This is a genomic window from Skermanella sp. TT6 (assembly GCF_016653635.2).
Taxonomy (GTDB): Bacteria; Pseudomonadota; Alphaproteobacteria; order Azospirillales; family Azospirillaceae; genus Skermanella; species Skermanella cutis.
On sequence record NZ_CP067420.1, the window covers coordinates 3528707 to 3545721 of the forward strand.

13 protein-coding genes are annotated in these 17015 nt (G+C 69.5%); 9 read left to right on the plus strand and 4 right to left on the minus strand.

Annotated elements, in window-relative coordinates:
• Window positions 1-4: 4 nt before the first annotated feature.
• The 3 genes from IGS68_RS16630 (at window position 5) to IGS68_RS16640 (ending at window position 4405) form a co-directional block, all read left to right on the plus strand.
• Window positions 5-2929: an SLBB domain-containing protein gene (locus IGS68_RS16630; RefSeq protein WP_201071371.1), complete on the plus strand. Its 2925-nt coding sequence runs from the start codon at window positions 5-7 to the stop codon at window positions 2927-2929.
• Window positions 2926-3720: a glycosyltransferase family 2 protein gene (locus IGS68_RS16635; RefSeq protein WP_201071374.1), complete on the plus strand. Its 795-nt coding sequence runs from the start codon at window positions 2926-2928 to the stop codon at window positions 3718-3720. Before IGS68_RS16630 ends, IGS68_RS16635 begins: the two co-directional genes overlap by 4 nt.
• A gap of 208 nt (window positions 3721-3928) precedes the next feature.
• Window positions 3929-4405, plus strand: coding sequence for a helix-turn-helix domain-containing protein (locus IGS68_RS16640; protein ID WP_201071377.1), 477 nt, complete (start codon window positions 3929-3931; stop codon window positions 4403-4405).
• Between the two features lie 8 nt (window positions 4406-4413).
• On the opposite strand, the gene IGS68_RS16645 is transcribed toward IGS68_RS16640, so the two are convergent.
• The 4 genes from IGS68_RS16645 to IGS68_RS16660 form a co-directional block, all read right to left on the minus strand.
• Window positions 4414-5247 (minus strand): glycosyltransferase family 2 protein, encoded by an 834-nt coding sequence (locus tag IGS68_RS16645; RefSeq protein WP_201071380.1) that lies wholly within the window; start codon window positions 5245-5247, stop codon window positions 4414-4416.
• On the minus strand, window positions 5244-6197 hold the full coding sequence (locus tag IGS68_RS16650; RefSeq protein ID WP_201071383.1) for a GumC domain-containing protein: 954 nt from the start codon (window positions 6195-6197) through the stop codon (window positions 5244-5246). The genes IGS68_RS16645 and IGS68_RS16650 overlap by 4 nt, the downstream gene beginning before the upstream one ends.
• Before the next feature lies 1 nt (window position 6198).
• Window positions 6199-7410 (minus strand): glycosyltransferase family 4 protein, encoded by a 1212-nt coding sequence (locus tag IGS68_RS16655; protein WP_201071386.1) that lies wholly within the window; start codon window positions 7408-7410, stop codon window positions 6199-6201.
• 101 nt (window positions 7411-7511) lie between these two features.
• Entirely contained in the window at window positions 7512-8792 is a 1281-nt protein-coding gene (locus tag IGS68_RS16660) for a hypothetical protein (RefSeq protein WP_201071389.1), read from the minus strand.
• 174 nt (window positions 8793-8966) lie between these two features.
• Between IGS68_RS16660 and IGS68_RS16665 the strand changes: the two genes are divergently transcribed.
• From IGS68_RS16665 to IGS68_RS16690, 6 genes are all read left to right on the plus strand, one after another.
• On the plus strand, window positions 8967-9458 hold the full coding sequence (locus IGS68_RS16665; RefSeq protein WP_201071392.1) for a response regulator: 492 nt from the start codon (window positions 8967-8969) through the stop codon (window positions 9456-9458).
• Between the two features lie 180 nt (window positions 9459-9638).
• Entirely contained in the window at window positions 9639-10706 is a 1068-nt protein-coding gene (locus IGS68_RS16670; protein ID WP_201071397.1) for a sugar ABC transporter substrate-binding protein, read from the plus strand.
• 22 nt (window positions 10707-10728) lie between these two features.
• Entirely contained in the window at window positions 10729-14292 is a 3564-nt protein-coding gene (locus IGS68_RS16675) for a response regulator (protein WP_201071400.1), read from the plus strand.
• Window positions 14293-14381: 89 nt separating this feature from the next.
• On the plus strand, window positions 14382-15524 hold the full coding sequence (locus IGS68_RS16680) for a succinylglutamate desuccinylase/aspartoacylase family protein (protein ID WP_201071402.1): 1143 nt from the start codon (window positions 14382-14384) through the stop codon (window positions 15522-15524).
• 78 nt (window positions 15525-15602) lie between these two features.
• Window positions 15603-15950, plus strand: a complete 348-nt coding sequence (locus IGS68_RS16685) for an ArsR/SmtB family transcription factor (protein WP_201071404.1) — start codon at window positions 15603-15605, stop codon at window positions 15948-15950.
• 196 nt (window positions 15951-16146) lie between these two features.
• Complete coding sequence (locus tag IGS68_RS16690) at window positions 16147-16971, plus strand: N-formylglutamate amidohydrolase (RefSeq protein ID WP_201071407.1); 825 nt, start codon at window positions 16147-16149, stop codon at window positions 16969-16971.
• The last annotated feature ends 44 nt before the right edge of the window (window positions 16972-17015 follow it).

Below are 17015 nucleotides of genomic sequence, written 5' to 3' on the forward strand. Positions count from 1 at the left end.
GCCCGTGGAGTCTGCCGCCCCCGCCAGCCCGATCGAGGCCGCTTTCAGCCGCCGTGCCGGAGCTCCGCTGAAGCTGTACGGCCATGACCTCTTCACCCCGAGGCCCGGAAAGGTCCCTCCCTCCTTCGGCACCGCGCAGAACGACTACCTGCTCGGCCCGGGCGACGAATTGAGGATCACCATCCATGGGGCGATCTACCCGTCGAGCCGCCGCTACGCGGTGGATTCGAACGGAGACGTGATCCTCGACCATCTGCGGCCCCTGCGGGCGGCCGGCCGCACGATCGCCGACCTTCGCCGCCAGCTCGAAGCCGAAGTGACGCTCAGCATGGCCGGTCACGAGGCGTTCCTGTCCCTGGAAGGCATGCGCCGGATGGGCATCCTGGTCACGGGGGCCGTCGTTTCTCCCGGGCGGCACGAAGTATCCGGTTCCGGAACGTTGCTCGACGCCCTTTTGGCGGCGGGCGGCGTGGACCGCCTCGGAAGCCTGCGGACGATCCGGCTGATCCGCGGCGGGAACTCCCGGACCATCGATTTCTACGGCCTGCTCCAGGGTCTCGACGGTTCCGACCCCGCCTTGCGGGACGGCGACCGCATCGTGGTTCCGCCGATCGGCCCCACCATCGCGGTCGCCGGCGAGGTCAAGCGCCCGGGGATCTACGAACTGGCGCCGGCCGAGCAGACGGACGGCGCGCCGATGTCCATGGCCGGCGCCCTCGCCCTGGCGGGTGGTCCGATCCAGCCGGCGCCGGCCCGCATCGTCCGATTCGCCCTGGGCAGCGACGGCATCGAGACGCCGGACGAGGCGACGCGCGGCCCGGGGGAACCCGATGACCGGCCCGTTACGGCCGGCGACCTGCTGATCGTCAGCCCGGCCCGCGACCATCGCCGGGGCACGGTGACCATCGCGGGCCATGTGCGCCGGCCGGGACCACGCGCCCTGGCCGAGGCGGAGACCCTGGCATCCCTGATCGGCTCCGCCGACCTGCTCGCCGACCCGTACCTGCCCTTCGCGGCGCTGGAGACCACCGATCCGCGCAGCCTCGCGAGGGTGCTGTCCCCGGTCGATCTCCAGGCTGTCCTGGACGGAAGGTCCGACCGGCTCCTCGGCGGCGACGATATCCTCGTCGTGCTGGGATCGCGGGACATCGGCTTCCTGTCCTCCCGGCCGGTCCTCGACCTGTTGCGCCGGGCCGGCCGAAGCCGGGATCCGGCGGAGTGCGCGGGCCTCGAGGTGCTGGCACGCCGGCTTTCGGGCGACCCGGAAGGCGTGCTCGCCCGCGGGCCGCTGGCCCGGGCCGCGAAGGACCTGACCCCGTCCACGATGCCGTGCCCCCGGGTCTTCGACGAACACCCCGACCTGCTCGCCTTCGCGATGGAACACGCGGTGCTGGTTCGAGGCGTCCTCCAGCCCGGATTGTACCCGGCGGCCGACCGGTCGGATCTGGCCACCCTGTCGCGCGCGGCGGGCGGCGGCCCGAGAAGGCTCGGCGTGGTGTCGGACCCGGCGTCGGGCGGGGGAAGCGCCTCCGTCGCGGCGGGCGCCGAAGGCGGCGACATCGTCGACTCGGTGTCGCCCCGGATCGAGCTGGCCGGCCATGCGAGATTCCCGGGCACGCGGCTGCTGTCCCAGGCGCCGTCGCTGCGCGCGCTGCTCGGCGACGGCAGTCAGGTGCCCAACGGGCTTTACCCGCTGTTCGGCGTGATCGAGCGGTACGACCGGCGGCGGCTGACCGGGCGCCTGATCGCCTTTTCGCCGCATGAGATCGTCCAGGGCCTGTCGGACCGCCCGCTCGCCGACGGCGACACGGTGAGGCTGTTCTCCTTCGCGGAGATCCGGTCGGCGATGACACCCAGGACCGGAACTTCCGGAGGTCCCGGCGAGTCGGCGGCCCCTGCCCTGCTGGCCCTGCTGTCCGACCGTTCCGTGGATGTCCACGGCGCCGTCCGGGAACCGGGCGCCTACCCGGTCGACGGAAGCGTCGGCCTGGACCTGCTGCTGTCGGCGGCGGGCGGACTGAACGACCTGGCGGACCGCAACAGCGTGGAGATCACCGCCCGGGAGCCGCCGGGAGATGCCGGGTCCGTGACCAGCGCGAGGCGGGTGGTATCCCTGGACGCGGCCAACGGGCTGGCGGCGGTCGTCGGTCCCGGGGACTCGGTCCGGGTCAACCCCCTGTTCAGCGACCGGGAACCCTATGCCGTCACCATAGAAGGCGAGGTCAAGCGCCCCGGCAGCTTCGACGTGATCCGCGGCGAGCGGCTGTCGTCGCTGCTGAAGCGGGCCGGCGGGCTGACGGACCAGGCATATCCGGCCGGAGCGGTCTTCGCGCGGGAGAGCGTGCGTCGCCAGCAGGCCGAGTCCTTCGCGGCCATCGCCCGCAACATCGACCGCGACATCTCGGTCGTCCTGGCGCGGCCGGACCCGCCCCCGGCCGCGCAGATCGAGCAGGCGCGCACCCTGTCGAGCGAGTTCCGCGAGGCCCAGCCCATCGGGCGGATCACGGTGGAAGCGGACCCGGCAAGACTGGCGCTCCGCCCGGAACTGGACATCGTGCTCGAACCGGGGGACCGCATCTTCTTCCCGAAGCGCCCGCTGACCGTCACCGTCACGGGGGAGGTGCTCGCCCCCGCCAGCCTGCAGTTCTCCCCCGCGAAGGAGGCGGACGACTATATCGGCGAAGCCGGCGGCATGACCCAGTATGCCGATGCGTCGCGCGCGTTCGTGCTGAAGCCGGACGGCAGCGCCCAACCGCTCAAGATCAGCTTCTGGAACCACGAGCGGACGGCCCTGGTGCCCGGCTCGACCATCATCGTGCCCCGGGACCCGGAGCCGTTCCATTTCTTCCGGTTCACGCAGAATGTCGGCGGCCTGCTCAGCCAGCTGGCCGTCGCCGCGGCGGCCGTGTTCGTGCTGACCGACCGATGAGAAGCGACGCATCGGCCCGCCCGCTCTTCAGCATCGTCACCGTGGTGCTCAACGACCGCGAGGGGCTGGGCCGGACGCGGGCGAGCCTGCGCCGCCAGTCCTGCCGGGATTTCGCCTGGATCGTCGTCGACGGCGGATCGGAGGACGGTACCCGCGACGAGATCGTACGCAGCGCTCCCGAGATCGCGTGGTGGCGGTCCGGACCGGACCGGGGCCTCTACGACGCCATGAACATCGGCATGGCCGCCGCGACCGGGGACTACCTGCTGTTCCTCAACGCCGGCGACGAGCTGGCGTCGCCCGACAGCCTGGAACGCCTCGCGGCCGAGATACGGCGCCATTCCTCACCCGATTTCCTGTACTGCGACGCCCTGGAACGCACCCTCGGGGGGACGCTGCTGCTGAAGCCCGCCCGATCGCACCGGACCCTCTGGTACGGCATGTTCACCCACCACCAGGCGATGATCTACCGGCGCCTGGCGGTCGCCGGCCTCAGCTACGACCTGTCGTTCACGGTTGGGGCGGATTATGCGTTCACGATCGAGGCGCTGGCGGGAAATCCCCGAGTCGTCCGGCTGCACGAGTCGATTGTGCTTTTTGCAGCCGGCGGTATTTCCCATGTGATGCACGCGGTCGGACGGCGCGAGCAGGCCCGCATCCGGCGCCGCTATCTGCGTCTTTCAGCCATTTCCTGCTTTTTAATAATGGTGGTGCAATCCTTGGCCATGTTCACCCGCCGCCGATTTCCGGTGTTTTACGAAATTTATCGATGCCGCCGGATGTACGAGTAGCCAAGACACCACTCACACGTGTAGTATGAGTGTAACCTGTACTACGCTTATTCCATTTCCCTAACCAGATGAGGGTACGCTCGACAGGTTGCACCGTACTCGACATCATGCACGCGAAAGGTCTTGACATTTGAGCCATATAAGTCCTTTTGAAATCTAAATTTGTGCGCTACACCTTAATCGCCGGGCAAGTACTCAGGGGTAGAAGATGAAATCGAAAAAGTCCCAACCCGCAACTGCGAACACGATATCGCGTCGCGGTGAAGGGCCCCATCCAATCGACATTCATGTCGGGGCGAGACTCCGACTGCGCCGAACCTTGCTGGGCCTTAGCCAGGAGAAGCTCGGAGAGGCCGTCGGCATTACGTTCCAGCAGTTACAGAAGTATGAGCGCGGCGCCAACCGTATCAGCGCGAGCCGTTTGTACCATCTGGCACTGGTGCTCGACGTTCCCGTGGGCTTCTTCTTCGAGGACATGCCCTCCGGACAGCCGCTGCCCGAGGGCGCCGACGTCATCCATGAACCGACCGAAACCGACGAATTCGAGTCGATGGCGAAGCGCGAAACGCTCGAGCTGGTCCGGGCCTACTATCGCATCAGCGATCCGACCGTCCGCCGTCGTGCCTTCGAATTGATCAAGGCGCTCGGGGGCGAAACAAAGGATAGCGACACGGCGGGTTCCTGAGGCTCCGGCTATAGCACGGGTCCGCCGCGCCGGACCCGTGCCTTGACCGCGACCTGCCAGTAGTAGAAGGCCCGGGCGACGGCATAGTCCCAGCCGTCCACCCCGTCGAGGAAGCCCAGGCAGAGCACGTAGCTGTGCAGGAAGACCGACGGAGCGCGTGCCGGCAGCCGGTGGAAAACCCGCTTGAGCAGGCGACGCGCCCCTTCTTCGCGCTCCGCCAGGATGCGGAGGCGACCGTCCGCGATCAGCGCCGCTTCCCAGTCAGAATAGCGGTTGTGCCTGTCGAACCATGCGTGCAGCGGTTTCGCATCGTGGTGGGTCATCCGGCCGCGCAGGCTCCCCGCCGGCCCGTCCAGGCAGGGCTGGTAGTGGCCCTCGACTTCCCACATGCGATCCACGTCGAGGTCGGGAAAGGGCGGGAAGGCCGCCCTGTTCCGGTCCAGCAGGGCCAGCTTGCGGTTCCAGGCGCCGAACCTCAGGGGTTTCCCCGCGAAGACCGGCTGTCCGGCGATGAAGTAGCCGGCCGCCCGTGGTCCGGTTTTCATCAGGCTTGCGATCTCTTGGGCCAGCCCCGCTGAGACCCGTTCGTCGGCATCGACGAAGAGCACCCAATCATGCCGGAAAGGAAGCGTCTGCAGGCACCACTGCTTCTTCTTGGGATAGCGGCCATCCCACCGGAACGGCACGACCCGCGCTCCCATCTCCTCCGCCAGCGCCGCCGTCCCGTCGCCGCTGTCCGAATCGACGACGAAGACCTCGTCGAAGCGGCGGAGCGCCTGGAGGCACGCGCGGATGTTCGCCTCCTCGTCGCGCGTCATGACGATGACGGATACCGGTATCACCGTTCCGCGGCCTTCAGGAACCCGGAGAGATCGGCGCTGCGGATGAAGACGAGGCAAAGGCCGGCCACGAACCCGGCCGCGGCGGCGATCGCCACGACGACGACCGGATCGGGCGTGTCCGGCACGGCCTCGGCCATGGCCGGCTGGACCAGGTTCGCGGCCAGGGGGAGGTCGACGTCCATCATCATGGCGAACCGTTCATGGGCGATCAGCAGGGACCGGAGCGCCCCGACATGCCCGACTTCCTGCGTGACCGCGATCTTGCGGGAGATCTCGCCGATCATCCTGCCATTGTCCCGGACGGCCATGGAGCGGAGCTGCCGCTCGGTCGTGGCATAGAGCCGGTTCAGCAGAAGGCGGGCGAACTCGGGATCGGCATGCCGGTAGGAGATCCGGCGGAGCGGCGTGGTGCCGACCTGCTGGATCCGCACCTCCTTCTGGAGGTATCGCACCAGGGTCCTGCCGTCGGGCTCGGTCCAGGGGATCCGGCCGACCAGTTCATTGAAGAAGCGGCGCAGGCGCGCCACGGGCGAATCGTCGGGTACCCAGGTTCCCGCGTCGGCATCCCACATGCGCTCGAACGCCCGGTGCATCACCTCCGGCGCGGCAGCAAGCTCCTCGGCGACCGGAAAGGACGTGAGTTCGTAGAGGAAGCGTTCGTAGTTCGACATCGTCTCGCCCGCCCCCGGGATCGTCGCGGTCTCGCTGCCGGGCGGGATCGCCGGCAGCGGAGCGGCGCGGCCGAGCAACCCTCCCGCGGCGGTCGGCCCGACCACCAGGGTGGCGGTGAAGACCGGCTCGATCTGGCGCAGCGCCAGCACGGCGAAAACCACCGAAAGCGCGGTGACGCCGAGAACGAGGCGGCGGCCGGCGAGCGCGATCGTCACGCCGTTCCGCAGCAGTCTCTGCACTTCCCCCAGGGGGCCGATCAGGTCCGTGTCGAGGGACATGTCAGCCGCCGACGGTCATGCAGCGGGATGCCGGCGGTCGCGCCGCCTCGCCCCCGGAGACGGTGCGGACGGCCGAGCCCGCCACCTTCAGGAAAGCATCGGCGGCATGGTCGGCCGACCACGACGCGGCGGTCGCCCCCGCCCGTTCGCAAGCCGCCGCGTGGAAGGCGGGATCCCGGGCATGGGACAGGATCGCCGCTGCCAGCCCTTCCGCATCGTCGGGGTCCAGGACGGCGCCGCACCGGTTCTCCGCCAGCATCCGCGCCGCCGCGCTGCCCGGGGGGCCGAGCAGGATGCAGGGCCTGCCGGCGGCCAGGGCGCCGGACACCTTGCTGGGAACCAGCAGGCCCTCCGCGCGCCTGTCCATGACGGCGAGATGCAGGTCGGCGGCCCCCAGGCTGGCCGCCAGGGTCGCGGACGGCTGCAGGGGCAGAAGCCGCAGGTTCGGCGGAGCGTGCCGGTCGAGGACGCGCCTCACCCGCGGCAGCCCCCGCCCCTCCCCGATCAGCAGCACCGCGATGTCGGGCGCGGTCACGGCAAGGGCGGAAGCGGCCTCGAGCACGGCGTCCAGCGGATGGGCAAGCCCGAAGTTCCCCGAATAGGCGACCGTGAAGCGCCCCTCCAGGCCCAGCGCGGCCCGGACCGGATTGCCGTCCCGCTGAATCGGACGGATCACCGGGTCGGGCCAGTTCGGAATCGTGACGATCCTTTGCGCCGGGACGCCCCGGCCGGAAAGCCGGTCCGCCATGCAGGAACCGATCGCGACCACCGCGTCGCATCTGCGCAGCGCCGCCGCGGCGGTCCGGCGCAGCAGCGACGCGACCGGCCACGCCAAGCGGACGCCGACGACGGGGAACAGGTCCGGATAGAGGTCGTGCGACCAGTGGATCACGCCGCACCCCCAGCGCCGGCCGAGCAGAGGTCCGAGCACCGCGAGCATGGGCGGGTCCGTCATGGTGACGATCAGGTCGTGCCGGGGTATCCGCGACGCCGCGCGGTGCAGGCGATGCAAGGCCGACAGGTAGCCGGAGCCGATCGAGCCGGAGCCGCCGACCGGGTCTCCCGCCCGGATGACGGAGACCCCCTCGGGAGCGTCCGAGGGCGCATCGGCGGCTCCGCACGCCAGGACCGAGACCCGCCAGCCGCGCGCGGCGATCCGCCCGGCGAGGTCGCGCAGGCAACGGCCGGTTGCTCCGCGATCCGGCGGAAACACACGGTTTATGAAAAGGATGGACGGCCTGTACATCCGATGCGATCCAAACCCGCTCCGATACACGCACACAGAAGCATTCCGGCATCGGGCAGGCAAGAAGATTAAGCCCTGGTGTCGCGATAGTGCGCGGTCCGGGTCGTGACGATCGACAGGATCAGGCCGAAGCAGAGATACTTGAAGCTGGTATGGGCGAACAGGCCGATCGCCAGGGACGGCAGCAGGCCGAACGCCAGCGTGGGTTCCCGCCGCATGAGCGCGACCAGCGGCGGCAGGAGCGAGAGGAGATAGGCCAGGACGGCGAGAGCGCCGGCGATGCCGGTCTTCAGCAGCATGTAGGTCGCGAAGGAGTGGGTGTAGGAAACCCACATCTCCCCGACCGCAGGGTTGCGCACCAGGGCTCCCCAGCCGGCGCCGAACACCAGGGAGGCGAAGGAGGAGCCGATATGCCCGGCGACGATCGCCGCCTCGGAGGCCCGCTCGTTCAGTCCGTAGGTCTCGGTCTTCCAGGCGATCTGCGCGGCCGTCCCGAGGATCGTGTCGTGCAGCATGGCTGCGACTCCGCCGGCGGCCAGGGCGGCGGCCGCCAGGACCAGCGGGACCCGCCGCCCCAGGACGAGGATGCGGCAAGCCACCGTGGCCGCCGCGATCAGCACCGCCGCGCGATGGACGGCACCCGCCAGCGCGGCCGCGGCGACGGCCCCCGCCGCGACCGACAGGGCCGCCCCCGCGACGGCGAGGACCGCCGATCCCCGGCCCGGTGGGCGGAACAGCCTCGCCGCCCCTTCCAGCGGGAGCCAGACCGCCGTGAAGAGCACGGCCGGGCTGTTCAGCAGATAGAGATCGCCCTCCGCCATGACTGTCCGCCCGACCGACCCGATATCGACGGCCGGCCACCACCAGCGAAGGGCGAACAGCAGGCCGACCCCCGCCAGGCCGATGGGCAGCAGGCGGCCTGCGAGCGGGCCCGCCGGAGCGAGCAGCACCGGCAGGAACAGGAAGCCCAGCGGCACGATGTCGCGGACGATATCCCCGGGCGCCGCCCCGGCGAACGCGGCCCCCAGCAGGGGAACCCAGAGAAGGTAAAGGAAGGCCGCCGTACCTACGACCTCGTGCAGGCGGGCCGACGGCGCGATCAGCATCAGGCCGCTCCCCACGCAGATGGGGCGGATCACCCCCAGGGCGCAGGCCAGTCCCCCGGCCACGGCCACCTCGGCCAAGCCGATCCCGGGCGGCGCCGGGGCTCCGAACAGGCCGTAGGCGGCCAGCGCCACGGCCAGTCCGCCCGCCCGCATCACGTCTCCCGGTCCCCTGCCCGGCATGCTGCCGCCCGCTCCCATGCCATCCCGCCGCATGCCGTCATCCATGCCGGACAGTGCGTGCAATCCCCGAAGCTCCGCAACCGGGAGCGCCGACCAGCGGCACCATGCCCCATCCGCGACGGGACACCCAACTCAACCGTGGAAACGGATTGCATTCTAAAGTAAAGCTATGGAAACCTGCAGGCGTTACTCCGCATGGGGTACGTCGGGGGTCACCCCATCGCGAAGTGAACGCCCATGACCGCCGGACTGAGACTCGACGAAATCAGCCTACTGGTCGTCGAGGACGATGCTTTCACGCGGAACCTGATCCTGTCGATCCTGCGGAACCTCGGCGTTCGCACCATCGCCGAGGCGAACGGCGCCGGCGTGGCGCTGGAAATGCTGGCGGCCACCGACGTGGACATCATCATCAGCGACATCCAGATGTCCCCCGTCAACGGGATCGAGTTCCTGCGGCATCTCCGCGCGGGCACCCGGCCGGCCGGCGTCGTCCCGCCGCAGGCTCCCCCTTCCCAGATCCCGGTCATTTTCCTGACCGCCCACGCGCAGGCCAAGCTCGTCGAACTCGCCCGAGCCGCGGGCGTCTCGGCCTTCCTTACCAAACCGATCCGGCCGGCGCTGCTCCGGGACCGCCTGCTGCAGATCTCGGCCACGCTCGGCCGGCGGGAGCCCGAGCCGGCGCGGGGCGAACCCGCCCAGCCCGCAAGCCTCGATCTTCCGGCATGATCCGGATTGGTTTAGTTACGGTCCCATTGTACCTTTTCCGCGCGAGGGCGGCATGATCGCTGAACGCGGTGCGTTCAGTCTCGCAGGGGCGGCCCGGCAGGTTGATCCTGACAAGGGCGGGCCGGCAGGTTCAACTCGGCGCGCCGCAGGCCCGCGCCCGACCCGGATGGAGAGGCAACCATGGGCATCGCAGGGACTACCGCCGCCAAGGCGCCGTACGGGGAGCCGCGTCCGCTGCTGAGGACGGCCGCGAGGGCCGTGGGCGGCATCCTCGCCGCCGCCTTCGCGACCCTCTGGCTCGCCGCCTGCGACGACCCCAAGCCTGCGGACAAGGGCTCCATCGCCGACCGTAAGGAAACCGCCGCCAAGCCGGCCGATCCGGTGCCGGAACGACGCCGGATCGGCCTTGTCATGAAGACCCTGACAAACCCTTTCTTCATCGAGATGGAGCGGGGAGCGCGCGTGGCCGAGTCGGAACTCGGCATCGAGCTGCTGGTCAAGACCGCCGCACAGGAAACCTCCATCGAGCAGCAGGTCGCCATCGTCGAGGACCTGATCCGGCAGAAGGTCGACGCGATCGTCATCGCGCCGGGCGACAGCGTGAAGCTGATCCCGGTGCTCAAGCGGGCGCAGGCGGCGGGCCTCGCGGTGGTCAACATAGACAACCGCCTGGACGCCGAGTTCTCCCGGAAGGTCGGCCTGGCCCCGGTGCCCTTCATCAGCGTCGACAACGACCACGGCGCCTACCTCGCCGGGATGGTCCTGGCCGAGGGCGTCACCGGGCCGACGAAGGCCGCGATCATCGAGGGCATCCGCAGCGCCGCCAACGCCGAGGCGCGCAAGGCCGGCGCGTTGCGGGCCTTCGCGGCCGTCCCGTCGATCACCGTGGTCGCCCAGGAGAGCGCGGACTGGAAGATCGACGTGGCGTACGACGTCGCCAAGTCGATGTTCGAGCGCGAGCCCGGCATCTCGCTGCTGTTCTGCGCCAACGACATGATGGCGCTCGGCGCCGCCCGGTACGTCCAGGAGGCCGGGCGGCGGGACGTCAGGATCGCCGGATACGATGCCCTGAACGACGCGGTCGAGGCGGTCAAGGCCGGCACGCTGGCCGCGACCATCGACCAGCAGGCGGGCCGGCAGGGCTACCTGGGCGTCGTCTACGCCAACCGGATGCTGTCCCGGGAGGAGGTTCCGCTGGAGACGATGGTCGAGGTGCGGGTCGTCACCGGCCGGCCGGAGAGGCCGTGACGCCGCGATGTGGCTGTCCCGCTTGAGGTTGAACATCACGCTGAGGTTCATCGCCTACCTGATGTTCCTCAGCTTCCTGCCGATCCTGGCGATCGGGCTGACCGCGATCGAGGTCTCCCGCTCGATCCTGGCGACCGAGGCGAGCCGGCACGCGGCCGAGCAGGTCCGCAGCCAGCGCGACCACCTGCATGTCCAGATGGACCAGGTCGAGAGCCTGATCGCGAACATATCGGGCGTCGATGCCATCACCGATGCGCTCAAGCAGGACGGCACCGCCCGGGACAGCTTCACCAATCTCGCGACCCAGGCCCGTATCGGCTACATCCTGAACAGCTACCTGAACATCAGGGGGCTGGTCTCGATCGACATCTTCACCACGGACGGGACCCATTACCACGTGGGCGACACGCTCGACGTCGGGCACATCCGCAAGGACGTCCGGGAGCGCCTCTACGACGAGGCGCTGGCCAGTTCCAGCACCGTCCACTGGGCGGGGATCGAGGACAACGTCAACGCCAGTTCGAGCCACCGCAAGGTGATCACCGCGGCCAAGGTGATGCGAAGCTTCGACCGGGCCACCCTGCGCGACCGGCCGGTGGCGCTCCTGGTGGTGAACTACAGCGTGGACCTGCTCTACCGGCATTTCCGCGACAGCGAGACCGAAGCCACGTCGCACATGCTGCTGGCCGACGCAGCCCGGCGGATCATCTACCATCCCGACCGCGACCTGATCGGCGAACGGCTCAACGCGTCCTTCGCCGAGGGTTTCTCCGGGCAGGCCGGAAGCTTCACCCACCCGATCGCCGGCCGCCCGGTCGTCGTGACCTACCTGCGCTCCGACCGTACCGGCTGGCTTATCGCCCAGGTCGTCGACCTCGAATCGCTCAACCGGCATGTCGGCACCATCAGCCGGGTCACCGCGGGGGTGATGGCCGTATGCCTGGCGGTCGCGCTGCTGGCGGCGATGTCCTATTCGCGCAGCGTCGTGGCACCGATCCGCCGGATCACCTCCCGCTTCCAGGCCCTTCAGGACGGCTCAGGCCAGGACGGCTCCGGACATGACGGCTGGGGTCCGGGCGAGCGGCTGCCCGTGCTCGGCAGCGGCGAGGTCGCCGACCTGACGCGCTGGTTCAACGCCTTCATGGACGGACACGAGGCGCGCCGCCAGTCGGAGGCGGCGCTGCGGGAAAGCGAGAAGCGGTTCCGGGCCCTCCACGAGGCGTCCTTCACCGGCATCGCGATCCACCAGCGGGGCGTCATCCTGGAAGCGAACCAGGCCCTGTGCGCCTCCACCGGCTTCTCCTACGACGACCTGATCGGTCGCAGCGTCCTCAACCTGATCGATCCGACGGACCGGGCGCGCGTCTCGGTGCCGGTCCTGACCGGCTCGGCCGAGCCTTGCGACGCCTCGGGCCTGCGGCGGGACGGTTCCTGCTACCCGGTCGAGCTGCGCTCGCGCCCGATCCCGTTCCGCGGCGTCGATGCCTGCGTCACCGAACTGCGCGACATCACCGAACGCAAGCGCAACGAGGCCGACCTGCGCAAGGCGAAGGAGGAGGCGGAGATCGCCAACCGCACCAAGTCGGAGTTCCTGGCCACCATGAGCCACGAGATCAGGACGCCCATGAACGGCGTGATCGGCATGACCGGCCTGCTGCTCGACACCAAGCTGGAGGAGGAGCAGCGCCGTTACGCGGAGATCATCCAGGAATCGGGAGAGGCGCTGCTGACGATCATCAACGACATCCTCGACTTCTCCAAGATGGAGGCCAACCGCCTCACCCTCGACGAGATCGACTTCGATCTCCTCCAGCTCGTGGAGAGCGTGCTGGCGATCCTGGCGCCCCGCGCCGGCAGCAAGCGGATCGAACTGGCCTATCTGGTCCCGGCGGAGCTCCAGGGCATGTTCCGCAGCGATCCCGGACGGATCCGGCAGATCCTGCTCAACCTCGCCGGCAACGCCGTCAAGTTCACGGAGACCGGCTGGGTATCCCTGGTCGCCAGCAAGGTCGGAGAGGCGGACGGGCGGGTCATCGTCCGCTTCGAGGTCACCGATACCGGCATCGGCATTCCGGCGGAAGCCCTGCCCCGTCTCTTCACCATGTTCACCCAGGTGGACTCCTCCGCGACCCGGCGATTCGGCGGCACCGGCCTCGGCCTCGCCATCTCGAAGCGGCTGATCGACCTGCTGGGCGGGACGATCGACGTGCGCAGCGAGCACCGGAAGGGCAGCGTCTTCATCATCGAGATCCCGCTCACCCCCGTCGCCGACGGCGTCGGCCGGGTCCCGGGACGGGGCTGCATGGAGATGACCGGCAAGCGGACCCTCGTGGTGGACGACCTCGCGATAAACCGCGACCTGCTTCAGCGCCAGCTCGAATCCTGGGGCATGGTCGCCGACACCGCGGCCTCCGGCGCCGAGGCGCTGGCCATGCTGGCCGGGGCGAGCCTGTCCGGCCGCCCCTACGACATGGCGATCATCGATCAGATGATGCCCGGGATGACGGGCGTCGATCTGGTCCGCGCGATGAAGGCCGATCCCCTCACGGCGGGGGTGGTGGCGATCCTGGCGTCGAGCGACGGGTCGGAGGAGCTGCGCGTCCTCGCCCAGGCGGCGGGAGCCGCGGCGACCGTGATGAAGCCCATCCGCTGCCACTACCTGTTCGACCAGATGTCCCGGGCGGCCCACCCCGCGCCGGCGGACCCCGCGGCCGTGGCCGGAGAACCGCCGGCGGACGGCCCGGCGGCGGCGCCCGGAGCGCCGAACCGGCTCCTCGCCATCCTGCTGGCGGAGGACAACCTGATCAACCAGCAGGTCGCGGCACGGCGGCTCCGCAAGATGGGCCACGCGGTCGATATCGCGAACAACGGCGCCGAGGCGGTGGAGATGGTACGGTCGAAGGCTTACGACATCGTCCTGATGGACGTGCAGATGCCCGAGATGGACGGCTTCGAGGCGACCGCCGCGATCCGCGCCCTGCCCGGCGAGAAGAGGCGGATCCCGATCATCGCCATGACGGCGAACGCGCTTCCGTCGGACTGCGAACGCTGTCTGGCCGCCGGTATGGACGACTACATCGCGAAGCCGGTCCACCAGCAGATCCTGGTGGGCATGATCGAGAAATGGGGATCGATCGGCTTCGCCACGTCCCATGCCGGCGACCGCTCCGCCCCGGGGGCCGACGGCGCCGAACCGCCGCCCGGCCTGCTGGACGAGGACGGGATCCGGGAACTGGTCGCCGTGATCGGGGAGGATGAATACCGCGGGCTCGCCGGCCAGTTCTTCGACTGCCATGCCGCTACCCTCCGGGCGCTTCGCGAAGCGGCGGAGAGCGGCGACCCCGAGGCGCTCGACCGCCACGCCCACCAGCTCAAGGGAGCCGCCTCCAACCTGGGACTGGCCCGGCTCGCAGCGGTCGCGTCGGACCTGAGGCGGGCGGTCGAGGATGCCGGAGGCGACGGCGCCGGCAATGCGAAGGTCCGGGCGATGCTTGGGGACGTCGAGACGCTGTTCGAGACATCCCGCCAAGCCCTCTGGTCCTTTCTCGCACCGCTGCCGACGGAAGCCGGGCCCACCCTGCCCTGATCGGCCCGTTGTCCGAAAATCCTGCTTGTGCCCGGGTGTCCGGCACCGCTTAGATTGGCGGGATAGAAGAACCCGGTATCGGATGATCCATGGCCAAGAGCACCGTCGCCCTCCCGCTGCCCGCGCAGCATCTCGGAACGGCAAGACACGTCACCGTGCATCGGTACGGCACGCCCGGCGCGCGGCCCAAGGCCTATGTCCAGGCGGGACTGCACGCCGACGAAATCCCCGGGATGCTGGTCGCGCACCACCTGATCGCGCGCCTCGACGAGGCCGACCGGAGCGGCGCCATCCGCGGCGAGGTCATCGTCGTCCCGGTCGCGAACCCGATCGGGCTGGACCAGTACCTGGCCGGCCGTCTCCACGGCCGCAGCTCCCTGGAGCATGGACAGAACTTCAACCGCGGTTTCGCCGACCTGGTCGAGACCGTTGCGCCGCGTCTCGAAGGCAGGCTCGGCGGCGATGCCGCGGGCAACGTGGCCGCCATCCGGGCGGCGCTGCTCGAAGCGCTCGGGGAGACCCGCTCCGGAAGCGATGTCCAGGCGCTGCGCCGGACCCTGCTGACCCTGGCGATCGACGCCGACATCGTCCTGGACCTGCACTGCGACCTCGAATCGCTGATGCACATGTATGTGTCCGACGATCTCTGGCCGGGGGCCGCCGACCTCGCGGCCCAGCTGGGGTGCCGGGCGGTGATGCTGGCCGGCGACAGCGGCGGCGACCCGTTCGACGAGGCCTGCTCCATGCCCTGGTGGAAGCTGCGGCTCCGCTTCGGCGAGCGGTTCCCGGTACCGTCCGCCTGCCTGTCCGCGACGGTGGAGCTGCGCGGGAAGTCCGACGTCCAGGATGGGACCGCCGCTTCGGATGCGGACAACATCCTCCGCTTCCTGCAGCGCCGCGGCCTGGTCGCCGGCGCTCCCGGCCCGGTCCCGCCGGCACGCTGCGCGGCGACGCCGCTGTCGGGCGTCGACCGGCTGATCGCGCCTCTGCCGGGGATCGTCGCCTTCCGGCGGGAGATCGGCGACCTGGTCAGGAAGGGCGAGGTGGTCGCGGAGATCGTCGATCCGACGGCGGAAGATCCGCGGGCGGCGCGCACTCCCCTGGTCAGCCGCACCGCCGGCCTGTTGTGGTCGCGGACGCAGATGAAGATGGCGGCGGCAGGCGAAACGGTGGCCGCCGTCGCCGGGACCTTGCCCTTGAGCGACCGGACCTGGTCTCTCCTGGTCGACTGATGCCCGCGACGCCGGCCTTGATACCGGGTGGCGGAAGCCTGATCTTAATGTATTGAACCGCCGGATCGGACCCAATCCATGCTGAAGCATACCTCCGCCAAGGATCTTCCCGCCCACCTGCGTCTTTCGGAGGACCAGACCACGGAATTGGCGGACATGTTCCGCCTGATGAGCGATCCGAGCCGGCTGCGGATCATCCTCGCCTGCCTGGAGACCCCCGCGTCGGTCGGCGACATGGCGAACCAACTCGGGCTGTCGGCGTCGCTGGTCAGCCACCATCTCCGCCTGCTGCGGGCCGGCCGACTGATCCAGGCGGAACGGCGCGGCAACCGCGTGTTCTACCTGATCACCGACGAGCATATCCGCCGGGTGTTGTCCGACATGGTCGATCACGTCGCCGAAAGCGAGCCGGATCTGGAGGCCTGAACGCTGCGGCATGAAGTCCCGGAAGGGACTGCAACCGCTTCACAAAAGCTACATATCGTTTGACCCCCGAACGATCTTCATCGATAGTGCTTTGGTCATAGTCGTCCAGCGGACCTGGATCGCCGCTGCCGACCCTGGCGCGTCTTCTTCTGGCCGCCCCGCCCCGTCCCGGGGATCGCGGGGATGTGAGGAACCGATGGAGAGTTACCGCTTCCAGCCCGGGGAAACCCCGGTGCTGATCAGCCTGCCCCATGTGGGCACCGACCTTCCCCGGGAGATCGCCGTCGGCATGACCGACTGGGCGCAACGGGTGCCGGATACGGATTGGCACCTCGATCGTCTCTACAATTTCGCCCCGGCTCTCGGCGCAGGCTTCCTCGCAGCGACCCAGTCGCGCTACGTCATCGATCTCAACCGCGACCCGTCGCGGAGCGGACTTTCCGGTGGCCGCGGCTTCACCGAACTGTGCCCGACCAGCACGGCGGACGACCTTCCCGTCTACCTGGACGGGTGCCAGCCCGACGCGGTGGAAGTCAGGCGGCGGATCATGACCTACTGGCACCCCTACCATCGCCAGCTTCAGGCGGAACTGGCCGCCCTGAAGGATCGCTTCGGGATCGCGATCCTGCTCGATGCGCATTCCGCCAAGGCGGCTGGCGATGCTCCCGCTCCCGGCCGGAGCGACTTCAACATGGTCACGGCCGACGACACCAGCGCCAGCCCCCATCTCTCCAGGCGCCTGTCCAACGTCCTGGCCTGCTCGGACGATTTCACGTCCCTCTTCGACCCGCGCGCGGCCGGCGGCTACATCGCCCGCCATTACGGCAGGCCGGAGGACAACATCCATGTCGTACAGCTCGAGATAAGCCAGGGCACCTACATGGATGAAACGCCCCCGTTCCGCTACCGCGGCGACCTGGCCTCATCGGTCCGGCCGGTGCTGGAGCGTTTCGTATCGGCCCTGGTGGAGTGGTCCTGGGAACATGCCCAGGGCCGCCGGCAGCGCGTCGCGTATTATTGAAGGCCGCCGGGGCCGGAGAGGCGGCCCGCCGCGCGGCTTGCAAC